The following is a 26452-nucleotide window of genomic DNA, read 5'->3' on the forward strand; positions in this document are numbered from 1 at the left end:
AATTACTTCTTAGCGGCTTCGATAAGTTCGATGAAATGATCGAACAACGGCGCACAATCATGTGGACCAGGGCTGGCTTCAGGGTGACCCTGGAAGCTGAATGCTGGTTTGTCAGTACGATGAATACCTTGGTTTGTACCATCAAACAGTGAGCGATGTGTCACTTTCAAGTTTGCTGGTAAAGTACTCTCATCGACAGCAAAGCCGTGGTTTTGAGAAGTAATCATCACTGTACCGTTCTCAAGGTTCTGTACAGGATGGTTCGCGCCGTGGTGACCGTGATTCATTTTCATGGTCTTCGCACCTGAAGCAAGCGCTAAAATCTGATGACCTAAACAAATACCGAATACTGGTAGTGTTGTGGTTTCAACAATAGTTTTCACAGCTTCAATCGCATAGTCACATGCTGCCGGGTCACCAGGACCATTTGACAAGAACACGCCATCCGGATTTAAAGCGAGCACTTTTTCAGCAGGTGTTTGTGCAGGAACCACTGTCAATTTACAGCCACGGTCTGCAAGCATACGTAAGATGTTGGTTTTGACACCATAATCGTATGCAACCACATGATATTTTAATTCTGGTTGAGTGAAACCCTGACCTAAAGTCCAAGAACCTTCAGTCCATTCAAAACCCGTCGGATCACAGCATTCTTTCGCAAGATCGAGACCGTTTAAACCGCCGAATTCACGTGCTTTCGCAATAGCTTGTTCTTCTGTAATATTTTCGCCAGCAAGGATACAACCGTTTTGTGCACCTTTGTCACGAAGAATACGTGTCAATTTGCGGGTATCGATATCTGCGATGGCAACCACATTATGTTGCTCTAGGTATTCACTGAGTGATTGTTCAGAACGGAAGTTGCTGTGCAATAAAGGAAGATCGCGGATAATCAAACCATTCGCCCATACCTTATGGATGCGACCTGATTCAACGTCTTCACTATTACAGCCAGTATTTCCAATATGAGGATAAGTCAACGTCACAATTTGTTGTGCGTAGCTTGGGTCGGTCAAAATTTCTTGATAACCAGTCATGGCAGTGTTAAAAACGACTTCACCAGTCGTACTACCCGATGCACCGATAGACGTTCCTTTAAAGATCGTTCCATCTGCGAGGGCTAAAATGGCGGGGGTGCTCAAACCAAAGCTCCTGAACTAAGACCACAAAAATAAGGCTGTAAAAAAGCGAGAAGACATAAAAAAAGGCAGGCTGTCTTAAAAAAACATGCCCCTCCTTCCAGTCTGCTCGCTTGTAACTTAACAGCGCATTATACGCATGAGTGCGTGAAAAGTCTATGTGTTTTTATTTATTAAAATCAGGAATTACACGATTTCTTCTTTAAGACTGTCAGATCGCTGTCTATTGCCAAATCTATCATGTTGATATGATTATCATGAGATATTATGCAAATTGTCTAACAATTTTTTTAGTGTTTAAGAAGTGAGCGTTTTATTCTATACACAGCCAAAATTAACAATCAATAAAGAGGGGAATCCAGATGGCTGAGAATCAAACGACACCGGTTACGGCTGAAGAAGTGAAAGAAGCGATCGTTGAGAAAACAACGAAGGCAAAAGAAGTTGCTGCTGAAAAAACGGCTGAAGTAAAGAGCACTGTGGCTGAGAAAACTGCGAAAGCGAAAGAAGCGGTCGCAGAAAAAACGGCGAAGGCAAAAGAAGTGATTGCTGAAACCCAAGAACAGGCGAAAGAAGTCATCGCTGAAACTCAAGGTCAAGTCAAAGAAGCTTTGGCAGAAACTCAGGAAAAAATTGAGACTGAAGCAAAAGAGTTAAATCAAAATGTTCAAAACCAGTTTGCGCAAATCAAGCAGGATATTTTAGAGCGTATCGAAGTGATTAAAACTCAACTGAATTCATCGCAAGGTAACTTGCTTGAACTGAAAAATGCATTGAAAACTGAGCTGAATGCATTGATTGAAGATTTAAGTAAAGTGAGCAAAGAACTGAAAGATGACATTAGCCAGATTTCAGTAAAGCATAAAGATACCCTAGTCGGTAGTTTTAAGCGCACCAAAGAGCAAGCGGTTGAGGCATGGAACAAGGTTCGTGCCAGCTAATTGCCCATAGAATTAAAAAAAGCGAGAATTTTTCTCGCTTTTTTTATGCTTAACCTATTAAAACTGATGTAACCAGTCGCGCTTATTATGGAAATCGGCCTGAGGGCTACTGTGTTGCATTGCAAAATAATGCATACCTTGAGTGGTATTAAGCACAGCCGTTAAACCGATATAAAGATCACTCCATTTAAGTTGATGCTCGCGCATAAACTGGGAGAAATCCAGACTGACATTCAAGCCATAATGCGTGCGTTGTAAATGATTCAGTTCAATATCATAGGCAGCGACAGGCGGCATATCTTCAGGGAAGCGGTATTCTTCAAATTGATAGACTTGCCAAGCTTGAGAAGGGGAAAGGTTAATTTCTCGGTAGAAATCTTGATCTTTCACGCCTACAAAAATTTCAAAGCACGTCTGTTCCCATAAAAAATCATGACGTGGATGCGCCGTAACCTGATCTGGGTAAATCAAAAATTGATTTGGGTCACGAACCCAAAAACCAACATTCAAGGTTGCTGGTGTTTGTTGCTCAATCGCCCCAACGACCGTAATGGCACTAAAGCGATCAAAAGCGGATAGTTCATAACTCGCCATGCTAATTACTTATTACTTAAGTGAGCAAAACGAACTAAGTTAGACAGGTGCTGGTTTTGTTTCGCTGCTTTTTTATAGAGCAGAACAATCTTACCAATCTTTTGTACCGACTCGGCACCGGTTGCTTCTACAATCGCGTCAATGACGGCACCACGTGCATCACGGTCTTCACCCGCAATTTTCACTTTAATCAACTCGTGGTCGTTTAACGCACGATTTGTTTCTTCAATGACGTTTTCTGTAAGACCTTGGCTACCAATCATTACAACTGGATTAAGTGCATGACCGATTTGACGTAAACGTTTACGTTCATGGATAGATAAAGCCGCCATTAAAAATACCTGATTGGAAAAACGACCTAGTATAACTTGCATCCTGTTTCTAAGATAGATTCAGCAGACAGACACTTCAAACAAATATGTGAAAAATTGCTGAAATAACCAATTGGCGTGATCGGAAAAAATCTGTAAAAGTTCGTGTGAATGAAGTACATCCGTACTGTAATAGGCGGAATTTTCACGTACAATGACTCATCAGAAGTTTTTTGAAATTTAGTGAGTTATGGCGACACGCATTACCAATCAAAAATTGTCTAAAAGCAGTCGTGCATGGATGAGAGAGCATTTAGATGACCCTTTTGTAAAAAAAGCACAAAAGGAAGGTTATCGCGCACGTGCGGCGTATAAGTTACTTGAAATCCAAGAAAAATATAAAATGATCAAGCCCGGTATGACAGTGGTCGACTTGGGTGCGGCGCCAGGCAGTTGGTCTCAGATTGCAGGTAAACTGGTTGGCTCAAACGGTTTGGTGATTGCGTCAGATATTCTGGAAATGGATGCATTACCAGACGTGACCTTCCTGCAAGGCGACTTCCGTGAGGAAGAAGTTTTCGAAAAATTGTTAAATATTTTAAATGGACGTCAAGTAGACGTTGTAATTTCGGATATGGCCCCCAATACATCAGGTAATAGGGCTGTTGATCAACCGCGTCAGATTTACTTATGTGAACTGGCTTTGGATTTTGCTCAGAAAGTTCTCGGACCAAACGGACAGTTTGTTGTTAAAGTGTTCCAAGGTTCAGGATTTGACGAATTCCGCAAACAGGTGGTCGATAGTTTTGATGTATTAAAAACAGCCAAACCTGCGGCATCACGTGCTCGATCAAAAGAGGTTTTTTTGATTGGTCAAGGTCGTAAAAAGGCATTGCAATAAAAGTGTACTTGCCAAGTTGTTAAAAATTGTGCATTTTGTACCTTTTAAGTTTTTTGCAACGCAAATTCATTGCTGTTTTTGTGAAGGTCAGCCAAGATTAGGTATGATCAAATTAGATTGATATGGGAATAAAGCCTTGAGCGATTACTTCAAGAATGCCGTATTGTGGCTCATCATACTCGGTGTTCTGATTTTGATTTTTAGCAACGTCAGTGACCGCAATAAGCCTGCAGCGATGAAATATTCTGATTTCGTTGCAGCGGTGAATGCTGGGCAAATTAAACAAGTCACAATCGACGGTTTAAATATTAATGGTGAAAAAACCAATGGTTCTTCATTTGAGACGGTTCGTCCTCAAGTAGAAGACACTGAGTTGCTACCAAGCTTAAATAAACAGAATGTAGTGGTTGAGGGCACAGCACCGCAACGTCAAGGCATTTTGATGCAACTTCTCATTGCAAGTTTCCCGGTATTACTGATCATCCTGTTATTCATGTTCTTCATGCGTAATATGGGCGGTGGTGCTGGTGGTAAAAACGGTCCTATGAGCTTTGGTAAGTCAAAAGCGAAAATGTTATCTGAAGATCAGATCAAGTTAACATTCAGTGACGTCGCTGGCTGTGATGAAGCAAAACAAGAAGTGGTTGAAATCGTTGATTTCTTAAAAGACCCAGCCAAATTTAAACGCCTTGGTGCAACCATTCCACGTGGTGTACTCATGGTGGGTCCTCCAGGTACGGGTAAAACATTATTGGCGAAAGCCATTGCCGGTGAAGCTAAGGTTCCATTCTTTAGTATCTCGGGTTCTGACTTCGTTGAAATGTTTGTCGGTGTCGGTGCTTCTCGTGTTCGTGACATGTTTGAACAAGCGAAACGCCATGCGCCATGTATCATCTTTATTGATGAGATTGATGCAGTCGGTCGTCATCGTGGTTCGGGTACAGGCGGTGGTCATGATGAGCGTGAACAAACCTTGAACCAGATGCTTGTCGAGATGGACGGTTTTGAAGGCAATGAAGGTGTGATCGTGATTGCTGCGACCAACCGTGTAGACGTATTGGATAAAGCCTTGCTTCGTCCAGGTCGTTTTGACCGTCAAGTGATGGTGGGCTTGCCAGACATTCGTGGTCGTGAGCAGATCCTGAACGTTCACTTGAAGAAACTTCCTTCGGTGACAGGTGTGGATCTTAAAGTGCTTGCACGTGGTACACCGGGCTTCTCGGGTGCGCAATTAGCAAACTTGGTCAATGAAGCTGCATTGTTTGCTGCTCGCCGTAATAAAAACACGGTCGATATGCATGACTTTGAAGATGCCAAAGACAAGATCTATATGGGGCCTGAACGTAAATCGATGGTGATTCGTGAAGAAGAACGTCGTGCTACGGCTTACCATGAAGCAGGGCATGCGATTGTTGCCGAGATGCTACCGGGTACCGACCCTGTGCATAAAGTAACGATCATGCCACGCGGTTGGGCATTAGGTGTGACCTGGCAGTTGCCGGAGCAAGATCAGACTAGTCACTATAAAGACAAGATGTTGAATGAACTTTCAATCTTGTTTGGCGGTCGTATTGCTGAAGAAGTGTTTATTAACCAAATGTCGACAGGTGCATCTAACGACTTTGAACGTGCAACCAAAATGGCGCGTGCAATGGTGACCAAATATGGTATGTCAGATAAGCTTGGTGTCATGGTTTATGAAGATGAAAACCAGAACGGTTTCTTCGGTAATGTCGGTAGTCGTACTATTTCTGAAGCGACTCAGCAAAAGGTTGATGAAGAAGTACGTCGTATTTTGGATGAGCAATATAAAGTTGCACGCGAGATCTTGGAAAATAACAAAGATATCGCACATGCAATGGTGAAAGCGTTGATGGATTGGGAAACAATCGATCGTGACCAGATCCGTGACATCATGGAAGGTCGTGAGCCGCAACCCCCTAAAGTTTATGTTGCTGATAATCCAGTGGCTGCATTTGAACCGCCGAAAGATGGTCCATCTACACCACCACCTTTACCAGCAATGGGCTAATCAAAGATTAGATAAAAAGAGCGGCTTCGGTCGCTCTTTTTTTGTCTGCATTTTGCGCCAAACTGAAAATAAATCAGCAACGCAGCATCAGCTGTGTTGTTAAAATAAGCCTGTTAAAGTGCGAAGAGTTTTGATAATGCAGTTGATGCCATTACCCCAAAGTCAATTATCCTGTGGTCGTTTTCGATTAGACCTTTCACAACCTCAGGTGATGGGAATCTTGAATGTGACCCCGGATTCGTTTAGTGATGGGGGGCAGCATCATCAGAAAGATCAGGCGATTCAACATGCTTTACAGATGATTGAAGATGGGGCAAGCATTATTGATATTGGGGGCGAATCTACCCGCCCCAATGCATCACCTGTGGCGCTGGAGGAAGAACTTCGCCGTGTGATTCCTGTCGTTGAAGCATTATCCAAATATGATGTGATCATGTCGATTGATACCAGTCAGCCTGAAGTCATGCATGCTGCCGTCCAAGCCGGTGCGCATATCTGGAATGATGTACGTGCCTTAACTCGCCCTCAAGCCTTAGAAACTGCAGCCGAGTTAAATATTCCTGTGGTGTTGATGCATATGCGGGGTGAACCCACCAATATGAATCAGCTGGATCAGTATGATGATGTGACTGAAGAGGTCATTCAGGAATTACAACAACGTCTGGATCAGGCCATTGCGGTTGGCGTTAAGCCGGAAAATATTATTATCGATCCTGGTTTTGGTTTTGCCAAAAATGCCCAGCAAAATTTCCAATTGCTCAATGAATTCTGGAAACTAAACCGAATGGGCTATCCAATTTTATCGGGCTTGTCACGGAAACGTTTTATTGGTGAAGCTTTAAATGGTGTCCCAGCCCAAGAACGTGCGGTGGGGAGTGTGACAGGACATCTTTTAAGTATTCAGCAAGGGGCAAGTATTGTTCGGGCACACGATGTTAAAGCCACGAGCGATGCGATCAAGGTCTGGAAAATGATGCAGGCTTAAAAGTGGCTGAGATGTCAGTAGAGCTTCAGGGCTCTATTGACTTGCTTGGCCAGATTACATATAACAAGATTATAAAATAAGCAAAGTGATATTAAAAATGGAAAATAAAACAATTACATATAAAAGTTTATGGGTGTTTGCACTCATTTTAAGTCTTGGATTCATTATTTCTGCAGGGGTTATGGGCTATGCCCTGAAACAGTTTAATAGCACTAAAAATTCAATTACAGTCAAGGGCCTGGCTGAAAAACCGATTCAGGCTGATTCAGCACGTTGGGAGATTCATCTCCAAAGTAGCCATACATCGGACACGATTCCACAGGCCTATCAATTACTTGATCAGCAAATGAAAGCCTTACAGGCGTTCTTTGTAGAACATGGTTTTAAAGCGGCGGATATGCAACTCGGAAATAAAAGTTCACAACCCTATTATGAAGAAGTGAATCTGGGGGAGGGGCGAATCAATCGAGAGTTTAAAGGCTATACCGCTTTACAGAATTTGGTGATTAATAGCCGCGATATCAAGAAGATTGAACAGGCTGCCAAAGATGCATATCTACTGGATGAAAAGGGCATTGCGATTGAGCAGAAACCTGAATATTTGGTATCAAATTTAGAAGAAATCAAAATGTCGCTGATTGCCAATGCCACCAAAAATGCCTATAGCCGCGCCAACGAGTTTGCCAAAGTGGGTGGTGTAAAGGTCGGAATGATGCGTTCTGCCAGTCAAGGGGCATTTTATATCTTGCCAGAAAGTGGCTCGGATGATGATAGTGATTATGGCGGTGCTTATGACAAGGCCACCATTAATAAAATTGCCCGTGTGGTGGTGACCATCAATTATGCGATTGATTAGGATAACGGTTTAGCTGATTGATCAGCCATGCTGGAAAAATACATTCGAATACGGTGTATCTTTCTTTTTTTGCATACAATTCTTTGTATCGTGACTGTATTTGAAAAAATGAAATAAATTGGGGAAGTGAATAATGCATCAATCAACAAAAATTTTAACCCTGAGTTTGCTTAGTTGCATGATCATGGCATGCAGTACACCTGTTAAACAGTACGATCAGGTTGCAGTTGAAACTGCGATGCCTGTCGCACCCTCACCAATGAGTCAGTCCAATCAGGGATTGATTAAAGCACGCAAGATGATCGCACCAGCATCTTATATTGCCGTGATGCCAACCATGGAAAGACCGCGCTTGGAGCAGAACACTGAAAAATATCAAAATAATGAAGTCAATCCAGTACATCGTGTTGCGGATCAAGCTGTTTCAACGTTTAGTATTGATGTAGATACAGGTAGTTATAGCAATACCCGTCGTTTTTTAAATGATGGGCGATTACCGCCTATTGATGCCGTTCGTGCCGAGGAGATGATTAATTATTTTGATTATCAGTACCCGCAGCCAAATAGCATTCATCCTTTTTCTGTCACCGCCGAAACCGTTGATTCACCATGGAAACAAAATGCCAAGCTGATCAAGATTGGCATTCAGGCCAAAGACCTGAGCACCAAACAACTGCCACCTGCCAATCTGGTCTTTTTGGTCGATGTCTCCGGCAGTATGGATGCAGCTGACAAACTGCCTCTGGTAAAACAGACTTTGCGTTTACTCACCGAGCAACTTCGAGCACAGGATAAGGTTACCATCATTACTTATGCGAGCGGTGAAAAACTGGTACTGGAACCGACCGCAGGCAATCAAAAAGACAAGATCCTGGCCGTGATTAATGCCTTGCAGGCAGGCGGGGCAACCGCAGGTGAACAAGCCATCCAGTTGGCCTATCAGCAGGCTGAAAAAGCGTTTGTGAAAAATGGCATTAACCGTATTCTGCTGGCGACAGATGGGGACTTTAATGTCGGTATTACCGATTTTAGTACCTTGAAAGGCATGGTGGCAGAGAAACGTAAAAGCGGTATTTCATTAACGACATTAGGTTTTGGTACTGGGAATTACAATGAGCAGTTAATGGAGCAGCTGGCGGATGCAGGCGATGGCAATTACAGCTATATTGATAATAAAAATGAAGCAAAAAAAGTGGTACAGCGTCAGCTTTCATCGACCCTTGCAACTGTTGCTCAGGATGTCAAAATTCAGGTCGAATTTAATCCTGCAACGGTGAAAGAATATCGTTTGGTCGGTTATGAAAACCGGATGTTGAAGCAGGAAGATTTTAACAATGACCAGGTCGATGCTGGGGATATTGGAGCGGGACATAATGTCACCGCGATTTATGAAATCATTCCAGTGGGTCAACAAGGCTGGCTCAATGATTCACGTTATCAGGCCGCGGCAAAAACTGACACAGCCAAAAAGTCAGAATATGCTTTTGTAAACTTGCGCTATAAATTACCAAATCAAGAGAAAAGTATTTTATTGAGTCAAGCGGTGAAGGCGGAAAGCAGACCTTTGGTTCAAGCCAATAACGATACCCGTTTTGCGATTGCTGTGGCCTCTTATGCCCAGCAGTTAAAAGGTGGACAGTACAATGGCGCAATGGGATGGGATCAGATTATTCAGCTTGCACAGCAATCAGCGCAACCCGATCCTTATCAAATGCGGGAAGAGTTTGTGGAGCTTGCAAAGATTGCCAAAAGCTTAAGTGCTAAAAAAGAGTAAACATGATTAAAAAAAAGCGGTCGGAAAACCGCTTTTTTTATGTCTAAATATCGTGATTTTGGTTAGATTATGTTATAAGCATGGCGTTTTATTGGCATATTATTTTTTATGTTCGAAGATTTACTCCTCCCCATGTTTGACGATGAATATTATCCCGATATTCTCGTGGCTGAAGTCAGGCAGCACATTCTCCAGTTCTCAAAAAAAGTGAGCCGTAGCGGTTTGTCTGAAACGGAAATCTATCGTTTTGCGCATCAGACCATGATCGCAATTAACGAAATGAAGCCGCAATTTGAAGACCTGGATTCCAGTTTAGATGACACTGCCGCAGATTATATTGCTGAAGCCATGATGATGGTGGTGCAAGAGGTCGGTTATCTGGATATCGAAATGGAAGAATTGATTGCCAATCGAGAGTGGTAGGATTCACTCTCGCTGGTTTTTTATAAAAATAAATATTATTTCGAAGCGCTCTCACCCCAAAATTTAGGTAAAACAATGTGCCCTGAAATCCATGCTTCAATTTTAGGCTGTTTTATTTTTTGATAGTAGATGCTCTGTGTATTGATGAGTAAGCCCAGTGTATCGCCTTGATTCAATCGCCCATTCATACTTGGCAATTCAATGGTTAAATGCGGTTCATCCAGCTGGGTTATGCCTTGGGTAATCTGGTCATAAGTTAGTTTCCTACCGACATTGAACGGCGCAGTCTGATCATTTAAAACCTCATATTTCCCTGTGATTTTGGATTTAATCGCAACAGAGATAAATAAGGTCGGATCTACTTTAGATGGTGTTTCTACCTGTAACGACAGCCGTGGGGCACCCGTGATATAACTGCGTTGGGTGGCGGTATGGATAGGAACAAAGACCGCTTGAGTTGCAGTCGGTGCGATCCGGGTTTTATTCAGATGATAGGACTGAGTTGGATTCAGGTCATTTAAGCTCGTGACAGGACTTTGATCCACACATAACTCCGGTAAGTTGATCGCTGGCGTTTGGTCCTTGAGCTTCTGGTTGAACCAGTCCAAGATGGTATCTTGCAGATTATATTTTTGCTGGTTGCCACAACTCACAGTTTTGCCAATATACCAGAAGGGCGTGTTGCCGCGAGGCGAATGCTGGGCAAAAGGCTGTAAATGTCCGCCCTGTACTCCAAACAAATGGACGTCATGCTGAGCATGCTGAATACATTGGGCTGCTTTTACTCCTTCATTAAAGGGAAACAAGATATCTCTAAAACCCTGAATAATCAGTGCATCCGCTTGAGGTGCCTGTGCATGGTCACAAAACCAGCTGGCTTGATGAGTTTTTAAAAAATCATAGGTGGAGGTTTTCAGTTGACCTTGTTGCGTTTCAAGATAGGCCTGTTTTAATTCGGGATCAAACTTATTCCAGTTCCACCAATCGCCAATCAGGTTGAGAAAACCGATCCAGTTACTTTTGGGTACTCCATTTGGCGCAAGGCTATTGACGATGTCATACCAGGTTGTGATGGGAACGATAGCCTGTAAACGGGGATCACGCGCGGAAGCGATGTATTGTACGCCACCTGCATAAGACTCACCGATCATGCCTGTTCGCACGCCATGTTGATTTGTTGCCAGTTGCGGCAGGTTTTTTTCTGCCCAGTTCATCAGGGTGATGACGTCTTGAGCTTCTTTCTCTGGATCAGTCAGGCGGATTTTTCCTTGGCTATCACCGTGACCACGCTGGTCATAACTCACGACCCAGTAGCCCTTCTGCCAGGCCGTTTTCGCGACTTGTCCGGTAGGTAACAGGAAACCATACAAACTCAGTTCCGGACGTTTCATCCGGGAGAGACCAAAGCCATGCGTATGTAAAATTAAAGGCGCAGTCTGGCCTAGTTTTAAATGCGGTTGATACACCGTAAAGGCCAGTACAGTTCCATCAGGTGCCGTTGTTTTCGCCTGATAATAGCGCTGTTTTAGCTCGATGCTTTTGCCTTTAACCGATGTTGATTGCGAAGTGGCATGTACACACCCTTGCAACACAAACAACAAACCGAAGCAGAGCCAGAAGACGTAAGAACGCATAGATTATTTCATCCTTGAACAAATCTTTGAGAAATCACGAGGTGATCGGGATAGTTTACTGTGGCTTGTTGGCCGATACTATTATTGACAGGTCCTGTTGACTGACCTGTCAGTTTTAAAACCTTATCTATACCTTATTTTCTACGGTAAGCGTAAAGAAATAAGCCGAAGCATAGAAAAATAAGTCCAATGATCAGATGTGAGCTTAATGCTTCATTGTTAAACCATATTCCCCAGCCAGTCGCAAGGACGGGTGTTAATATGGTAATCAGCATGACCGTGGTCGGGTTCAGTTTCTGGATCAGGTGGAAGTAACAAATCATGGCCAGCACTGACGAAAATAATGCGCTATATAACAAGGCCAGACCTGTTTGCAGGCTTGGCAACTGGGTCGGTGCTTGGCTGAGGAAAAAGGGTAATAAACACAGGTAGCCGAACCACGAAACAAGCGTTGAGCCTGTGGTTTGAATAATGGGATGGATCCCGGCACCAATTTGTGCAACGGCAAACATGGAAAATACGTACAGCAGCACTGCAATAATTTCATAGATGACCCCAAGCCTATCTAGCTGGAGGTGCGTTGCGCCAAGACCTAAGGTGAGCGAAAGTCCGAAAACTGCCAGGATGAGTCCATACCATTGGCGTTTTAAAAAGTGTTCGCGTTTGAGGATAAACACGGCAATCAGTCCCGACCATAACGGTGCGGTCCCATAAATAATCGAGATCATGCCGGAAGAGACGCGGGTTGCACCCATATAACAAAATGTCATGGAGCCGAACAGCCCAAGCGCACCGGCACAATAACTGAGTATGGCAGTCTTGTTGATGGTCAGTTTCAAGCGAAAATAAAGCAGGCACAGTAAGGCCAGTGGAATGGCGATACTGAATCGCAAGAATAATCCCCAAGCCCAGTGAATTTCATGTACTGTCCAGACCGCAGCTAAAGGTGTAAATGACCAGATCAGTACCACGGCGATGAATTGACCGACTGTAGCAAGGCGAGGGGAAACAGGGGCTACAGCCGGTTGTAGCTGTGGTATGGAGAGAGCATTCTTTTCGGGCAACTGGGTCATGACATGATTCCTGTAATAACAACGGTGAAATTAAGACAATAAAAAAGGTCGCTCATGAGGCGACCTGTGGATTCAACTGATGTTTAAAGTTTCATCATCTGAAATATATCAAGTCCCCTCGCGGTAACGCGTAGACACGTCGCCATGCCGCATAGACAGAAATGTCATGCGCAATCGCATTTGGACGTGAACAGGAAGCTTGAGGGTTCAACATATAAAAAATTCGAAACTGATTCTGATCTTTTATAGCATAGGGGATGTTTGAAAAATAGCCATTTTCTCAAATGAAGATAAAAATATAGATAAAGTAAATCAACAATTGGGCATTGCTAAAATTGCAGATTTTTCCATAATGTTGCCAACAAATTCTGAAAGAAGTTTGCTCTTGTCTGCCTTTGAAATTTTTGCGGTCGTGATCAGTCTGATTGGTGTGACCTTAACCATTCGACGCAACATGTGGTGCTGGTGGTTTAATTTTCTGGCGTGCAGTTTATACGCCTATTTTTTCTTTGGCCTCCGCTTATATGGTGAAACACTGCTGCAATTTTTCTTTATTGCGATGAATGTGTATGGATTCTATTACTGGCTGAAAGGCAAACGACAGGACCATGAGATCCGGATTGAACCGATTGCCAAAACTCGGGTATTGGCGCAAATGGGGATGGCCGTTCTTTTTGGTCTGCTGTTTGGCTTGATTCTTAAACATTTTACTGATGCTGCGGTACCGATGCTGGATTCGCAATTGGTGGCATTCAGCTTATTGGCAACCTACTGGACCAGTCGAAAGCATATTGCCACGTGGATTCTGTGGATTTTTGTCAATATCATCTATGTGGGCATGTTTATCTACAAAGAAGTTTTCCTGACCGCAGGGCTCTATGCCGCCTTTGTTGGGCTGGCTGCTTATGGCTGGTGGCAATGGCAACAGGTCAAGCAAAAACAGCATAGCCATGCATAAATAAGGGCAGCTCAAACTGCCCTTAAATTTGAAACAAGACTTATTTTGCCGTGGCTTGATAACTTTGTACTGCCTGACGCCCCAATGCTGGATCATCGGTAAAGATACCATCTACACCTGCTTTGAAATAAAGCTGCATTTCCTTGATTGAACCTGCGGCACAACGTTCCGCTTCTTTGGCTTTACCTGCGCTACATTTTAAGCTGGCTGGCAGGAAGTTATTTTCAGGCCGGAAGGTATATGGATGCACCTTTAGACCCGCCTGATGGGCATCTTTAACAAAGGAGGTGGTTTCCGTCATGTCGTCATTTTTAAAGACATAGACTTTCCATGGGCCGACGCCATTGGCATATTTTGCAACCTCTTTAAGACCGCTCGCCGTGGCTAAATCTGCATAGGTTTTCGGATTGTTTTCAGCTACATAATCAGCAGGTTTGGTATCGGGCGCATCATAAAGCTGGATCAGTTGGGCATGTTTGACACTTTTGTGCAGATCAAGCTGGTTCTTTAAGTATTTCAAATTGCCGACTTCAAAAGACTGTAAATAGATTGGTGCAATATCGCGGGTGTATTGATATTGAGATAAGGTTTTCAGCAGGCTATCTTCCATGGCAAGATTCTGCTTCTGGAAATAGGTAGGATGTTTGGTTTCGATATAAAGACCGATGATTTTGCCAGTTTTCTTATAATGTGCTTCGGCCAATTCGATAATTTGCGCTAAGGTCGGAATTGGATAGAGATCATTGTATTTTTGATTGTCTGGTCGATATTGGGGAATGCGCTCACGTGCTTTCAGTTGTTGTAATTCGTTTAAAGTAAAGTCTTCAGTAAACCAACCTTGCAAAGTCACGCCATCAATCACCTTGGTTTTTTTACGATCGGCAAATTGTGGCAAGGTCGAAACATTGGTGGTGCCGCCAATTTCATTTTCATGACGAGCGACCAGAACGCCATCCTGAGTTGAAACCAGATCCGGCTCAATAAAGTCGGCGCCGTCGTCAATCGCCTTTTGATACGATGCAAGCGTGTGTTCTGGGCGAAGTGCACTGGCTCCTCGATGTCCCACCACCAGAATTTTTGGACCCTGATTATTCGGTTGTTTGATATTGTTTTGATCATTGTTGTCATCATTGCAACCAGCAAGGCTGATCAGGCTCAGACAAAGAACTGCTTTTTTAAACATAGATAAGCTCATGTGTTTTTTATTCAAGCCGCTAGTTTGAGCGTTGAAGTTATCAAACACATGACAGGGAGATGATGGTTTTATGAAAATATCGAGAATTTTAAAAAGCAGCCATACTCATAAAAATCCAGTGAAAAGCAGCCCTCCGTACTGGATTAAAGCAACATATGATTACAAGTTGTTTTTCCAGTAAGGCCAGTTAGCTTCCGGTGTGAAATGATAATTATCATCTAGCCAATAGGTTTGAGAGGGCGAGGATTTGTCCTTGAGCCCCATAATCCGCATCAGATTATTATCCAGTTCAGCCGTATTCAAGATTTTTTCTTTATCTACGCCTGTGCTGTGTAAGCGATCTGACCACATGATCACAGGCACTTGATAACCCGCTTGGGTATTGGGACTATGACCGGCATAATCAATTTCATGTCCGACTTCATTGCCATGATCGGAAACCACGGTAAACGATCTAAAATCAGGTACTGCATCTGCTCTTAAATCATTTAGGAATTTACTGAGCAGAGAATCTTCATATAAGACCGCATTATCATAATCGTTGCGCAATGAACGAATCCACGGATCAATGTCCCGATTTTTGAGATCGGTTTCGACAGCATCATTACTATTACTCGTGAAACGATTAAATGCCGCTGGATAGCGTTCTTTATAGTTTGGATGAGCACCGATCAGGTGGAGAATAATCAGTTTTTTCGGTTCAGGATCTGCTAGTGCCAGTTGATAATCTGGAATGAGTGATTCATCTAGAGAAGTACTACTCCGACCCGAGCGTTTATTTTTATAGACTGCTTTATCGGCATAAGAACCGAATAACGAAGATAAGTAAGTATCGTCCTGATTACTGAGCCAGTAAATTTTATATCCCGCTGCCCGTGCATAGGCCAATATACTTTCAGGTGAATATTGATCATGTTCTGAAGCTGGGCTTTCGGTTAACAGAACGCGTAATGCATTGATTGTAGACGGTGAAGGAGAGAAAGCATGACAAAACACCTTGATGTCATCAAGCTGTTTTGTCAGTTCAGGCGTGGTATTCCGTGGGTAGCCGCAGATCCCCAGATTTAAACTGGTTAGACTTTCTGAGAGGACCAGTACATGCGTCTGCTTGCCTTTTGCCTGTTCTGTTAGTACCAGATTCTGCCTTGCACTTTTGTCCCATTGCAAATGGACATTTTTGTGCTGTTTAATTCGATCTTTAAAGTCTTGAATTTTAGCCTGATAGTCAGTCCAGAATACAATCGGATGTACCTTGCGTGACGGTTTCATCAGATAACTGGTGGTGGCCAGCAAGATTAGAAAAATGATACAGCCCCGATAAATTCGGCTGTGCCAGAGTCGGCTAAAATGAATCGGTTTAACCAGTTTAAACACGGTAATACTATATAAGATGACCAAGGCGAATAGGCCGGCTGCCACAGTGAGCATGGTCGCGAGATGAAGCTGGAAAAACTCTAGACTCTCTTGGCGATTAGTATTGGCAAGCGCCTCAATAATGAAATAGGCCTCATTATCACTATTGAATAACAGCCAGGTGCTTGACCGTAATAGCGCATCTAACCAGGCCAAAAACCACCAGATAATCGCAAGGATGTACCAATAGATTTTCTGCCGTGTAATCGCCAGATAAATAAATAGCACACCGGGCAATGATAAACAGCCAAGTCTTAAACCATCAGATAAATTACCGACTGCAATCAGTAAGCCGCCTGTGATCAAGGCGGGTAGCAAGATCAACAGCAGAATATTCAAGTTTTTTAAGCTGGCCTTCATATATGCCTAATACAGTATGGGGAGGGGAGATAAACTAAGCGTGCTAATATCTGTTTAAGTCAGCAAAGTGTCAATTCAAAATTGTGATGTATATGATTATAAAGTAAATTAATTTTTTTTTGATTTTGCCAGCGTGTTGCAGTATGAAAGATTTAAGCAGGAAAAAATAAGAGGCCAGGGAAAAATGTGCTTAAATAAGTAGCATTTAAATCACATAAACTCCATGTTTTCTCCTTAAATTAAGTTTAACTAAAAAGTTATGTTAATGAAAGTTGATTTGAATGCAAGAGTGAGCAATCATTGAACAATTATGTTGTAGTAAAAATATCCTATTAAATATTGACTGTTTCACCAAGGAAATGAACAGCCATGTTATCTAAATTTTTTATTCACCGCCCTATTTTTGCAACTGTTTTAGCAATGATTGTCATGGCGGTGGGGCTGTTTTCGATTTTAACTTTACCGGTTGAACGTTATCCGGATATTGCACCTCCTCGAATTACCGTTGCGGCTAACTATAGTGGTGCAGATGCGCAAGCAGTGGAAGATAGTGTAACCCAGGTGCTGGAACAACAAATTAAGGGCATTGATCATTTACTCTATTTCAACTCCAGCAGTGATGCCAGTGGTAATAGCCGTATCAGTTTGTTCTTCGAACAGGGTACCGATCCTGATCAGGCGCAGGTTCAGGTCCAAAATGCAATTAATGGGGCAATCAATCGTTTACCTGAGGATGTACAACGGCAAGGCGTCAACGTCCGTAAATCATTAAGTGATTCCTTTATGGTGATTGGTCTGGGCGACAAGTCCGGCCGATCGACCAATCTGGATATTTCCGATTATCTGACTAACAATTTTGAATTAAATCTCAGCCGGATTGAAGGGATTGGTGAAGTCAGTGTCTTTGGTTCGCAATATGCCATGCGCATCTGGTTAGATCCGCAACGACTTGAACGCTATCAGCTTCAAGTGAGTGATGTCCGTTCTGCAATTGAAAACCAGAATACACAAGTGGCTGCTGGTGCGATTGGAGATTTACCAGCAGCGAGAGATCAATATCTGAATGCCAAAGTTACTTCAGGATCATTATTACGCACCCCCGAACAGTTTGAAAATATTATCGTGAAAGCCAATGCTGACGGCAGTTTTGTTTATTTAAAGGATGTCGCCCGAGTGGAGGTGGGTGCTGAAAACTATCAGGTCTTTAACCGCTTAAATGGTTATCCTGCTTCGGGGCTGTCCTTGTCACTCACGGTTGGTGCGAACGTGATGCAAGTGGCCGATGCAGTGTATAAAGAAGTTGAACGTTTAGAGAAGTCCTTGCCGGAAGGCTATTTTGTGGTGTATCCACGGGATGATACCCCATTTGTAAAAGAGTCGATGTCACAGGTGGTATCTACCCTGATCGAAGCGATTGGTCTGGTGGTACTGGTGATGTTCATCTTCCTGCAAAACTGGCGTGCCACCTTGATCCCCGCAATCACCGTTCCTGTGGTGATCCTGGGAACCTTTGCGGTACTGGCTGTGTTAGGCATGAGTATTAATACCCTGACCTTATTTGCCATGGTGCTGGCGATTGGATTGCTGGTTGATGATGCGATTGTGGTGGTTGAGAATGTTGAACGTCTCATGCACGAACAACAACTCAGTGCCAAACAGGCGTCGATTCAATCGATGCAGGAAATCAGTGGGGCCTTGGTCGGCATCACTTTGGTCCTGACCGCCGTTTTTATTCCGATGTCCTTTTTTAGTGGTGCGACAGGCATTATTTATCGACAGTTCTCCATTACCCTCGTAGTTGCGATGGGGCTGTCCTTACTGGTGGCTTTGATTCTGACCCCGGCTTTATGTGCCATTTTGCTTAAACCGCAATACAAACAAGCAGGTTGGGCAGTCAAGTTTAATCAGGGACTCGACTCGATTAAAACACGCTATTTGAATGTGTCTAACAAGGTGATCAGTTTAAAAAGCCTTTCCCTGATTGGCATTGCTCTCCTGATTGGGATTTTTGCCTGGGTTTATCGCGAATTGCCTAGCAGCTTTCTACCTCAGGAAGATCAGGGCCTATTAGGAGTACAATTCCGTTTACCGGAAGGCACACCGATGAGCAAAACTGAAGAAGTTGGCAAACAGATTTCCGATTATTTTCTGGAACATGAGAAGGCCAATTTAACTGGCGTGATGGTAATTCATGGGCGCAATTTTTCAGGAACTGGACAAAATCTTGGGCAGGCCTTTGTTTCTCTTAAACATTGGGATGATCGAAAAGGTGTGGAAAACAGTGCCCAGCAAATTCGCGCGCGAGCAATGAAATATTTTTCCAAGAATAATCAGGCCCGTATTATGGTGTTAATGCCTTCGGTGATTCGCGGATTAGGTAACTCGGATAAGATTGATTTCTGGTTACAGGATACCCGGGGACTCGGCCAAAAAAGCTTGCTGGATTCTTTTAAGAGCTTACAGCAACAGGGTAATGCACTGGATTCGGTCGAAAATCTGGATAAAAAGGGCAATGATGATCAGGCGGTACTGAATATCAAAATTGACTATAAAGCGGCGATGATACATGGGCTTAACGTCAGCGAGATCAATCGCACCTTATCGACCGCCTGGAGTGGCAGTTATATCAATGATTTTATTGATCGTGGCCGGATCAAGCGCGTGTATTTACAAGGTGATGCACCCTATCGCTCTAAACCGGAAGACCTCAATTACTGGTATGTGAAGAATGCCAATGGACAAATGGTACCATTTTCGCAATTTAGCCAGATTGATTGGCAGGGCGCACCGCCAATGCTGGAACGCTTTATGGGCTATCCAGCAATCAGTCTAGAAGCGGATGCCGCGAGTGGCTTTAGTAGCGGACAAGGAATGCAGGCCATTCAGGGACTGGTCGATAAAATGCCTGATGTTGGGCTGGCCTGGAGTGGACTGTCTTATCAGGAACAGAAATCCAGTAATCAGGCGATCTGGCTGTATCTCATTTCGATTGCCTTTATTTTCCTCTGCCTTGCAGCCCTATATGAAAGCTGGTCAATTCCTTCGGTGGTGATGGCTGCGATTCCTTTAGGGGTCGGCGGAACGATTTTATTCAGTTACCTGTTCGGATTCGCCAACGATATTTATTTCCAGATTGCTTTGCTTACCACCATTGGCTTGTCCTGTAAAAATGCCATTTTAATGGTTGAGTTTGCAGCCAGCCTGCAACAACAGGGCCAAACCGCACTGCACGCCGCATTACATGCAGCAGGATTGCGTTTACGCCCAATCTTGATGACTTCTATTGCTTTTGGTGCAGGGGTTATTCCCCTGATGTTTTCAAGTGGAGCAGGTGCTTTAAGCAGACAAGCCATTGGTTATAGTGTGTTTGGCGGTGTGGTATTCGGGACCATTCTGGTACTGATCTTCATTCCGTTTATGTATGTTTTGGTAAGAACAGTATTCAAGCCTAAACAGAATGTTGAACCTGCTTAATGACATTGTTTTACATCAGCATAAAAATGAACAATTGCTGGCTCAACATGAGACAGCAATTGTTCATTTTTGTTGAGTAAGTTGAGAATATTAAAAAAAATTTGTAGTATTGCCGTGCCGTATAAACGGTCTAATGAGGTTTGATTGCCTAAATGGACACGCAGAGTTGTAATTTTTCCCAGATTACACATTTTTATATTCATCAAAATCTGCATGAAGCTTTCTATTTAGCAGTAAATCAATAGGCTGCTTGTAGTTCTTCATTGCAGAACATTTGTAGTGAAGAGGCTAACATGAGCTACAATAATTTTTTATATTTACTAAGCGACGCACTTAAAAATAAGCATATTGAACTTGCACTCGCATCCGTACAGACCTTTCGGGCTGTGGATCTTGCCGATGTTTTGACCCAGCTCTCTGTAGAGCAAAGCCAATTGCTGCTCACCCACTTACCCGAGCGTGCCTACGTTTTCTCCTATCTTCCTCCCCATGAACAGGTCAAACTGGCCAAAGCGATGCCTAGACATATTCTGGCTGAAATTATTGGAGAGATGTCTTCGGATAAGCGCGCCGATGTGTTTAAGTGTCTGGATCAGGAGCAGCAGAATGCGTTACTGCCTGCCTTAGCACAGGCTGAAAGGGAAGATATTCGCCAGCTTTCTGCTTATCTGGAAGGAACAGCGGGGGCAATCATGAGTTCTGAATACGCCACGCTCAAACCTGATATCACAGTGAAAGATGCGATTAAAATGTTGCGTCTGGAAGCACCCGATACTGAAACCATCTATTTTGCTTATGTGCTGGATCAGGCGCGAAAAATCCTGGGCGTTTTATCCCTGAAACAATTAATTCTGGCGGCTGAAGAACAGAATATTAATGAGTTGATGGAAACCAACGTCCTGACCGCGTATGTCGATACCGATCAGGATGAGGTCGCCAAAACCATTGCCCGTTATGATCTATTGGCATTGCCGATTATTGACCACCATGACATGATGGTCGGGATCGTGACCTATGATGATGCGATGGATGTTGCTAGTGAAGAGGCCACCGAAGATTTCTTAAAAGTCGGAGCCGTGGATGCATCGTCCAAACTCAGCATTAAATCTGCACCAATTCTGCAGCTCTACCAGAAACGGGTGTTCTGGCTGGTTTTCTTGGTATTCGGAAGTCTATTGTCTGGGATCGGAATTGCGCATTATGAAGATGTAATTGCGCAGAATCTGGTGCTGGTCTTCTTCTTGCCATTGCTGGTAGGCAGTGGCGGGAATGCGGGTTCGCAATCTTCAACACTAATGGTCCGTGCTTTGGCGACAGGAGATGTTCAGTTTAAAGACTGGTTCTCGCTACTGGGGCGGGAAAGTCTGGTGGCCCTGTGCCTGGGTGGTACCATGGCGGTGGCTGTTTCGCTACTGGGCTATTTCCGTGGTGACGAAATGGTGGCCCTAGTCCTGGCCTTAAGTATGATGGGGATTGTATTGATGGGCTGTCTGATCGGGATGAGTTTGCCTTTTATTTTAAATAAGGCCGGGCTTGATCCTGCCAGTGCATCCGCACCGCTGGTTACTTCGATTTGTGATGCCACCGGGGTGATCGTTTATTTATTTATCGCCTCCATGATTTTATTCTAGGCTGTAATCATAATTGTACCGACAAAACCTAAAAACTACTTTATTCTCAAGGATAAACATCGTTTTTAGGTTGAGCGGATGACTGATTACCCAGAACAAAAAAAACTAACTCAGCAGCAAGCGATTGCGGTCGAGCGTGATTTGGCCAAATTTGCCAATACTATGGACAGCTTGGTTCGCATACCGTTTACCAAGCAGGGTGTTGGTGCGGATGCTGCACTCAGCACAATTCCATTTGCCGGAGATATTGCCGGTTTTATTCTGACCTTATATGCCTTTAAAAAAGCCAGAGAAGTCGGTGTACCGCAACATAAGCTCAAAGGTGTGGTGAAACTGGCGATTATGGATATGCTGGTTGGCTTCGTACCGATTGTCGGCACTGTATTTGACGTATTCATCCGCCCCAGCCGCAAGACGCTCGAGATCGTGCATGAGCATATTCGTGAAGAGTATCAGGTCCACAGCGATATTCATGTGGTGCATCCATTCCTGCATGAGTCACTTGAGCAAAAACAGAAAACTTCTGCCTTCTGGCGTAATCCGGTGGTGAGCTGGATCTGGTTGCGCATTCCTGATCTATTGGGCATCGCAGTGGTGATGTTACTGGTGCTGGCAGTATGGGCAGGCTTTAGTTATCTGTGGCAATTTTATCAATCTTTCCAGACACACTAGATTGTTAAATAAAAATAAAGCCTCCATGGTGGAGGCTTTATGGTTGATCTGATACTGATTATTGAACATTTAATTGCTGTAATGCAGCAACACGTTGTTCAATGGTTGGGTGGGTCTGGAATAAAGCCGCTAAGCTAAAGCCTTGTTCCTTACCTTCCGCAATTGCAAATGCTTTCATTTCTTTCGGCATTTGATCTGGCATTTCTGACTCTGCTTGTAAGCGAAGAAGTGCAGAAATCATGGCCTGTTTACCTGCTAAACGTGCGCCAGCTTCGTCTGCGCGATATTCACGTTGACGAGAGAACCACATCACGATGGCAGAGGCCAAAATACCGAATACGATGTCGAGTACAATCGTAATGGCAAAATAGGCAAGACCTGGTGCTTCACCATCTTCACGACCAAATACATTACGGTCAATGAAGTCACCGGCAATACGTGCAAAGAACATCACAAAGGCGTTGACCACACCTTGGATGAGTGCAAGCGTCACCATGTCGCCATTGGCAACGTGACCGATTTCGTGCGCCAGTACAGCACGAAGTTCATCTTTGTTCATACGCTCGAGTAGGCCGGTTGAAACGGCAACCAAAGCATCATTTTTATTCCAACCTGTCGCAAATGCATTGGATTGGTAAGAAGGGAAAATACCCACTTCAGGCATGTTAATACCTGCACGTTGGGATAATTGCGCCACTTCTTGTAATAACCAAGCTTCTGCTTGACTACGGGGTGCATTTGGGTCAATTAATTCTGTCCCAGTGGTTTTTTTAGCCATCCACTTTGACATGAACAGGGAAATAATCGAACCCACCATACCAAAGACAAAACAGACGACCAATAGGTTGCCTAGATTCAAGCCACCCGCGCCATGGTAACTACCGACACCGAAGAGTGACAAGATAATGCCAGCTACAACCAGTACCGCGAGGTTGGTTAGCAAGAACAAACCAATCCGCATCATTGAGAAAACCCTCTTATAAAGAAAAAGTGATCTGATTTATAAATTATAAATCATAACGCTAATATGCAGGGCGATCCCTAAAAATTCAAGAAAAAAATGGGCGTAGATACATTTAGCCAATAAAATTATGAACTGGCTGTGAAACAGGGACTTAAAAGCTATTTTGTATAAAAAATAGCAAGAAAAATCATGCCATGAGAATACACAGCTTGAATGGTCAGTTACTTAGACGGATTCGGGCTGTTGCAGTGGCATTGGCGGTGGTATAGGTTCCCGATGGTGCATCGGTAAAGGTTCCATCTGCAAGGGTAATGATCTGACGGTTATATTGTTTAGGCGCTGGGGGTGCTTCGGCAATATTATTTGATGATGAGGTGTAATTTGCAGATTGTGCCAATACCTGAGTATTGCTGCTAGTGGATTCTGTAAATGAGCCTAAGCCTGAAGCATAAAGGTTTTGGTAACGACTGGTGACACGACGGACATAGTCCTGTGTTTCACGAAATGGCGGAATGCCGCCGTATTTGTCGACATTGCCTTCACCTGCATTATAGGCAGCAATCGCCAATTGGGTATTACCGTTAAACCGTTTCAGTAACCAGCTTAGGTACTTTGCACCGCCAAAAATGTTTTGTTGCGGATCATAGGCATTACTGACATTAAAGCGGCGCGCTGTTGCTGGCATAAGCTGCATGAGTCCCTGGGCACCCACAGGGGAGCGAGCCTTGATATTAAAGCCTGACTCGGTATGCATGACCGCTTTAATCAAGCCCTCCGAGATCCCGTGCTGTTGAGCAGCCTGACGGATCAACTGGTCAAATGCATTTTTATTACGGCTATAGCTCGGTAGTACAGAAGCTTCACTTGCTCCCCAGTTACTATAGCTATGAATATTACTGTCAGGATAATAAGTGGCTTTCACGACTTTTAAATGACTATATTCTGCTTTCTTCTTATTGGTGAGTAGCGTTGTTCCATTATCATCTTTAAATTGATAAATGGTCTGCCCAGCATAACTTGATGCTGTACCATTAAAAAAACCGATTGTTCCCAAGCAAACAGCAAAAAAATAAGTTGTTTTGTTCATCGTTATAATATTCGCGAAAGGATGAGCATAAGTTTCATGTGGCAGTTTAACAAAAAAATGCATAAAAAGAACTTTTGCTACAATTTTTTTATTTTTGACTGTTAGACAAAAATCAAGTCAATTTGTGCGAATGTTCAGCAAAAAAAATTAAAATATTTTTTTTAAAAACTAAGTCTTGACTTATATAAGTTGTTGATTTTATTTTAATAAAATGATTGGTTAAAAAATGATCAATTTAATGCGAAGCCTTATTTTAAGATAAAGGCAGTTTGTCAATAGCTAAGAAATCCACAAATTTATCCACAGCTTTTGTGGACAACTGTGGAAAAGTTTGAAATATAAGCGATCTGGGCCAATTTGACATTTTGTGATCACAATTTTACCAGTATGAAACTGAAATATGACGATTGAAAGAAATTGAAAAATTCTTTAGATGCGCAATTTTCTGGAATGAGATAAAATTGCGCGGTATTTTTGTTTATGAGTAAATCACGTCTATGTACGCGCCAGTGGAGTCCAACCAAGGATTTAATTTCAAGCCAGAGCTTCCGACAAGTTCGGCGTATTATCGCCTGTTGAAAAAACTTCGTCGTCAGGTTGGACATGCAATTCGTGATTACAACATGATCGAAGAGGGTGACAAGGTCATGGTCTGTGTGTCTGGCGGTAAAGACAGCTATACCATGCTTGATATCCTGTTGCAATTCAAGCGTATTGCGCCAATCAACTTTGATGTGGTTGCCGTCAATCTGGATCAGAAACAGCCTGGTTTCCCTGAAGATGTCTTGCCTCGTTATATGGAAGAGAACAATATTCCATATTACATTCTGGAAAAAGATACCTATACCATTACCAAGCGTTTAACCCCTGAAGGCAAGACCTACTGCGCGGTATGCTCACGTTTACGCCGTGGCTCACTCTATGGCTTTGCTCAGGAGATTGGAGCGACTAAAGTTGCGTTGGGCCACCATCGTGATGACATCATGGCGACCTTCTTTTTGAATTTATTCCATGGTGGCAGTTTAAAAGCGATGCCGCCAAAGCTTCTCTCTTCAGATAAGAAGAATATTCTAATCCGTCCTTTGGCTTATGTCGAAGAGAAGGACATTATCAAGTATGCTGAATTACGCCACTTCCCAATCATTCCATGTAATTTGTGTGGTTCTCAAGAAAACTTACAACGCGCCATTATCAATGACATGTTACGTGAATGGGACAAACAGCATCCGAAGCGTTTGCACAGCATTTTCGGTGCCTTACAGAATGTTTCTCCATCACAACTGGCAGACCGTGAGTTATTCGACTTTGAAGCTTTAGATGGTCAACGCGAGTTTGATATGAAAGATCCAGAAGAGATGAAGAACCGTCTTGATGTGGTGAACCTGAGTTTTGCAGCAGAGTAAAGTGTAAAACTTTTTGAAAAGGTACTTGTTAAGTACCTTTTTTTTATAAAAAATTTAAAAATTGAATCCCGCGTACAAAAAATCATAGCCTAAAATAAAAATTACATGCTATAACAGGGCACAAGCAAATTGCTTCATGAGATGCCGTCTGGATAGATGGCACAAGAAATTGAACAAATACATTTGAGGAATAATCATGGCTGCATTTTTAACTGATGATTGGTTTGCAACTGTTGAAAAACTTACTGCTGAAGCTGGTGATTTAAACTTGCCACCTGCGCTTGCGAATTTAGCGATTAACTTGGTTGTAACTGATGCAGCGGGTAATACAGAGTTAGCTTTAGATGCGGGTAAAATCCAGAAAGGTTTATCTTCAAATGCGAAAACAACTTTGAACATGGATGCTGAAACTTTACGTAAAGTATTCCTTGAGTTCGATATGGCTGCTGCAATGCAAGCATTCATGACTGGTAAAATCAAGGTTCAAGGTGATATGTCTCAGCTTATGGCTTTACAAACAGCGAAGCCAAGCCAAGAGCAAAAAGATTTATTCAAGAAAGTACTTGAGCAAACAGCTTAAACTCTTTCCAAATAAAAAAGCTTACCCTGAGGTAAGCTTTTTTATTGCCTGA

Annotated in this window: 22 protein-coding genes; 13 read left to right on the plus strand and 9 right to left on the minus strand. The window is 43.2% G+C overall.

From position 1 onward, the window contains the following. Window positions 1–2: 2 nt before the first annotated feature. The gene (gene carA, locus ACNQO6_RS12380; protein ID WP_005231896.1) at window positions 3–1142 is read right to left on the minus strand and encodes a glutamine-hydrolyzing carbamoyl-phosphate synthase small subunit; all 1140 of its coding nucleotides are present in this window, start codon (window positions 1140–1142) and stop codon (window positions 3–5) included. 359 nt (window positions 1143–1501) lie between these two features. Between carA and ACNQO6_RS12385 the strand changes: the two genes are divergently transcribed. Continuing rightward, the gene (locus ACNQO6_RS12385) at window positions 1502–2080 is read left to right on the plus strand and encodes a hypothetical protein (RefSeq protein ID WP_343579949.1); all 579 of its coding nucleotides are present in this window, start codon (window positions 1502–1504) and stop codon (window positions 2078–2080) included. 57 nt (window positions 2081–2137) lie between these two features. Here the strand turns inward: ACNQO6_RS12385 and ACNQO6_RS12390 are convergent, their stop codons facing one another. After that, on the minus strand, window positions 2138–2674 hold the full coding sequence (locus tag ACNQO6_RS12390; protein WP_343579948.1) for a DOMON-like domain-containing protein: 537 nt from the start codon (window positions 2672–2674) through the stop codon (window positions 2138–2140). A gap of 5 nt (window positions 2675–2679) precedes the next feature. Further along, window positions 2680–3006: a ribosome assembly RNA-binding protein YhbY gene (gene yhbY, locus ACNQO6_RS12395; RefSeq protein ID WP_004774823.1), complete on the minus strand. Its 327-nt coding sequence runs from the start codon at window positions 3004–3006 to the stop codon at window positions 2680–2682. Window positions 3007–3235: 229 nt separating this feature from the next. On the opposite strand from yhbY, the gene rlmE reads away from it, so the two are divergent. From rlmE to ACNQO6_RS12425, 6 genes are all read left to right on the plus strand, one after another. Next, window positions 3236–3886 (plus strand): 23S rRNA (uridine(2552)-2'-O)-methyltransferase RlmE, encoded by a 651-nt coding sequence (gene rlmE / locus ACNQO6_RS12400; protein WP_005231890.1) that lies wholly within the window; start codon window positions 3236–3238, stop codon window positions 3884–3886. Window positions 3887–4022: 136 nt separating this feature from the next. After that, window positions 4023–5918, plus strand: a complete 1896-nt coding sequence (ftsH, locus tag ACNQO6_RS12405) for an ATP-dependent zinc metalloprotease FtsH (RefSeq protein ID WP_199949850.1) — start codon at window positions 4023–4025, stop codon at window positions 5916–5918. A gap of 136 nt (window positions 5919–6054) precedes the next feature. Further along, window positions 6055–6903 carry a dihydropteroate synthase gene (gene folP, locus ACNQO6_RS12410; protein ID WP_343579947.1) on the plus strand — a complete coding sequence of 283 codons (849 nt, stop codon included), beginning with the start codon at window positions 6055–6057 and terminating at the stop codon, window positions 6901–6903. 97 nt (window positions 6904–7000) lie between these two features. Then, complete coding sequence (locus ACNQO6_RS12415; protein ID WP_199949852.1) at window positions 7001–7759, plus strand: SIMPL domain-containing protein; 759 nt, start codon at window positions 7001–7003, stop codon at window positions 7757–7759. A gap of 133 nt (window positions 7760–7892) precedes the next feature. Further along, window positions 7893–9533, plus strand: a complete 1641-nt coding sequence (locus ACNQO6_RS12420; protein WP_440209145.1) for a vWA domain-containing protein — start codon at window positions 7893–7895, stop codon at window positions 9531–9533. Between the two features lie 108 nt (window positions 9534–9641). Then, the gene (locus tag ACNQO6_RS12425) at window positions 9642–9956 is read left to right on the plus strand and encodes a DUF5713 family protein (protein WP_440209146.1); all 315 of its coding nucleotides are present in this window, start codon (window positions 9642–9644) and stop codon (window positions 9954–9956) included. A 35-nt stretch (window positions 9957–9991) separates the two neighbouring features. Here ACNQO6_RS12425 and ACNQO6_RS12430 read toward each other — a convergent pair whose 3' ends face one another. Together ACNQO6_RS12430 and ACNQO6_RS12435 are read right to left on the minus strand one after the other, a co-directional pair. Further along, window positions 9992–11590 carry an alpha/beta hydrolase family protein gene (locus ACNQO6_RS12430; RefSeq protein WP_440209147.1) on the minus strand — a complete coding sequence of 533 codons (1599 nt, stop codon included), beginning with the start codon at window positions 11588–11590 and terminating at the stop codon, window positions 9992–9994. 134 nt (window positions 11591–11724) lie between these two features. Then, entirely contained in the window at window positions 11725–12663 is a 939-nt protein-coding gene (locus tag ACNQO6_RS12435; RefSeq protein ID WP_440209148.1) for a DMT family transporter, read from the minus strand. A 352-nt stretch (window positions 12664–13015) separates the two neighbouring features. Here ACNQO6_RS12435 and pnuC point away from each other — a divergent pair, with 352 nt between their 5' ends. After that, window positions 13016–13621, plus strand: a complete 606-nt coding sequence (pnuC, locus tag ACNQO6_RS12440; protein ID WP_440209149.1) for a nicotinamide riboside transporter PnuC — start codon at window positions 13016–13018, stop codon at window positions 13619–13621. A gap of 40 nt (window positions 13622–13661) precedes the next feature. Here pnuC and ACNQO6_RS12445 read toward each other — a convergent pair whose 3' ends face one another. After that, a complete protein-coding gene (locus tag ACNQO6_RS12445; protein WP_440209150.1) occupies window positions 13662–14804 on the minus strand; it encodes a glycerophosphodiester phosphodiesterase in 1143 nt (380 codons plus the stop codon). A 171-nt stretch (window positions 14805–14975) separates the two neighbouring features. Then, the gene (locus ACNQO6_RS12450; RefSeq protein WP_440209151.1) at window positions 14976–16589 is read right to left on the minus strand and encodes a phosphoethanolamine transferase; all 1614 of its coding nucleotides are present in this window, start codon (window positions 16587–16589) and stop codon (window positions 14976–14978) included. A gap of 369 nt (window positions 16590–16958) precedes the next feature. Here ACNQO6_RS12450 and ACNQO6_RS12455 point away from each other — a divergent pair, with 369 nt between their 5' ends. The 3 genes from ACNQO6_RS12455 to ACNQO6_RS12465 all read left to right on the plus strand — a co-directional run bounded on the left by ACNQO6_RS12455 (window position 16959) and on the right by ACNQO6_RS12465 (window position 22366). Next, window positions 16959–20063 carry an efflux RND transporter permease subunit gene (locus ACNQO6_RS12455; RefSeq protein WP_440209152.1) on the plus strand — a complete coding sequence of 1035 codons (3105 nt, stop codon included), beginning with the start codon at window positions 16959–16961 and terminating at the stop codon, window positions 20061–20063. 293 nt (window positions 20064–20356) lie between these two features. Further along, entirely contained in the window at window positions 20357–21694 is a 1338-nt protein-coding gene (mgtE, locus tag ACNQO6_RS12460; protein ID WP_440209153.1) for a magnesium transporter, read from the plus strand. A gap of 78 nt (window positions 21695–21772) precedes the next feature. Continuing rightward, window positions 21773–22366, plus strand: a complete 594-nt coding sequence (locus ACNQO6_RS12465) for a DUF4112 domain-containing protein (protein WP_440209154.1) — start codon at window positions 21773–21775, stop codon at window positions 22364–22366. 58 nt (window positions 22367–22424) lie between these two features. On the opposite strand, the gene htpX is transcribed toward ACNQO6_RS12465, so the two are convergent. Together htpX and ACNQO6_RS12475 are read right to left on the minus strand one after the other, a co-directional pair. Further along, window positions 22425–23330, minus strand: coding sequence for a protease HtpX (gene htpX / locus ACNQO6_RS12470; RefSeq protein WP_005231873.1), 906 nt, complete (start codon window positions 23328–23330; stop codon window positions 22425–22427). Between the two features lie 217 nt (window positions 23331–23547). Continuing rightward, the gene (locus ACNQO6_RS12475; RefSeq protein WP_440209155.1) at window positions 23548–24417 is read right to left on the minus strand and encodes a lytic transglycosylase domain-containing protein; all 870 of its coding nucleotides are present in this window, start codon (window positions 24415–24417) and stop codon (window positions 23548–23550) included. Between the two features lie 497 nt (window positions 24418–24914). Between ACNQO6_RS12475 and ttcA the strand changes: the two genes are divergently transcribed. Further along, window positions 24915–25820 (plus strand): tRNA 2-thiocytidine(32) synthetase TtcA, encoded by a 906-nt coding sequence (ttcA, locus tag ACNQO6_RS12480; RefSeq protein WP_343579932.1) that lies wholly within the window; start codon window positions 24915–24917, stop codon window positions 25818–25820. Window positions 25821–26016: 196 nt separating this feature from the next. Continuing rightward, entirely contained in the window at window positions 26017–26400 is a 384-nt protein-coding gene (locus ACNQO6_RS12485; RefSeq protein ID WP_004651955.1) for an SCP2 sterol-binding domain-containing protein, read from the plus strand. Window positions 26401–26452 lie beyond the last annotated feature (52 nt).

It is taken from the genome of Acinetobacter calcoaceticus (genome assembly GCF_051947995.1).
In the GTDB taxonomy this organism is placed as follows: Bacteria; Pseudomonadota; Gammaproteobacteria; order Pseudomonadales; family Moraxellaceae; genus Acinetobacter.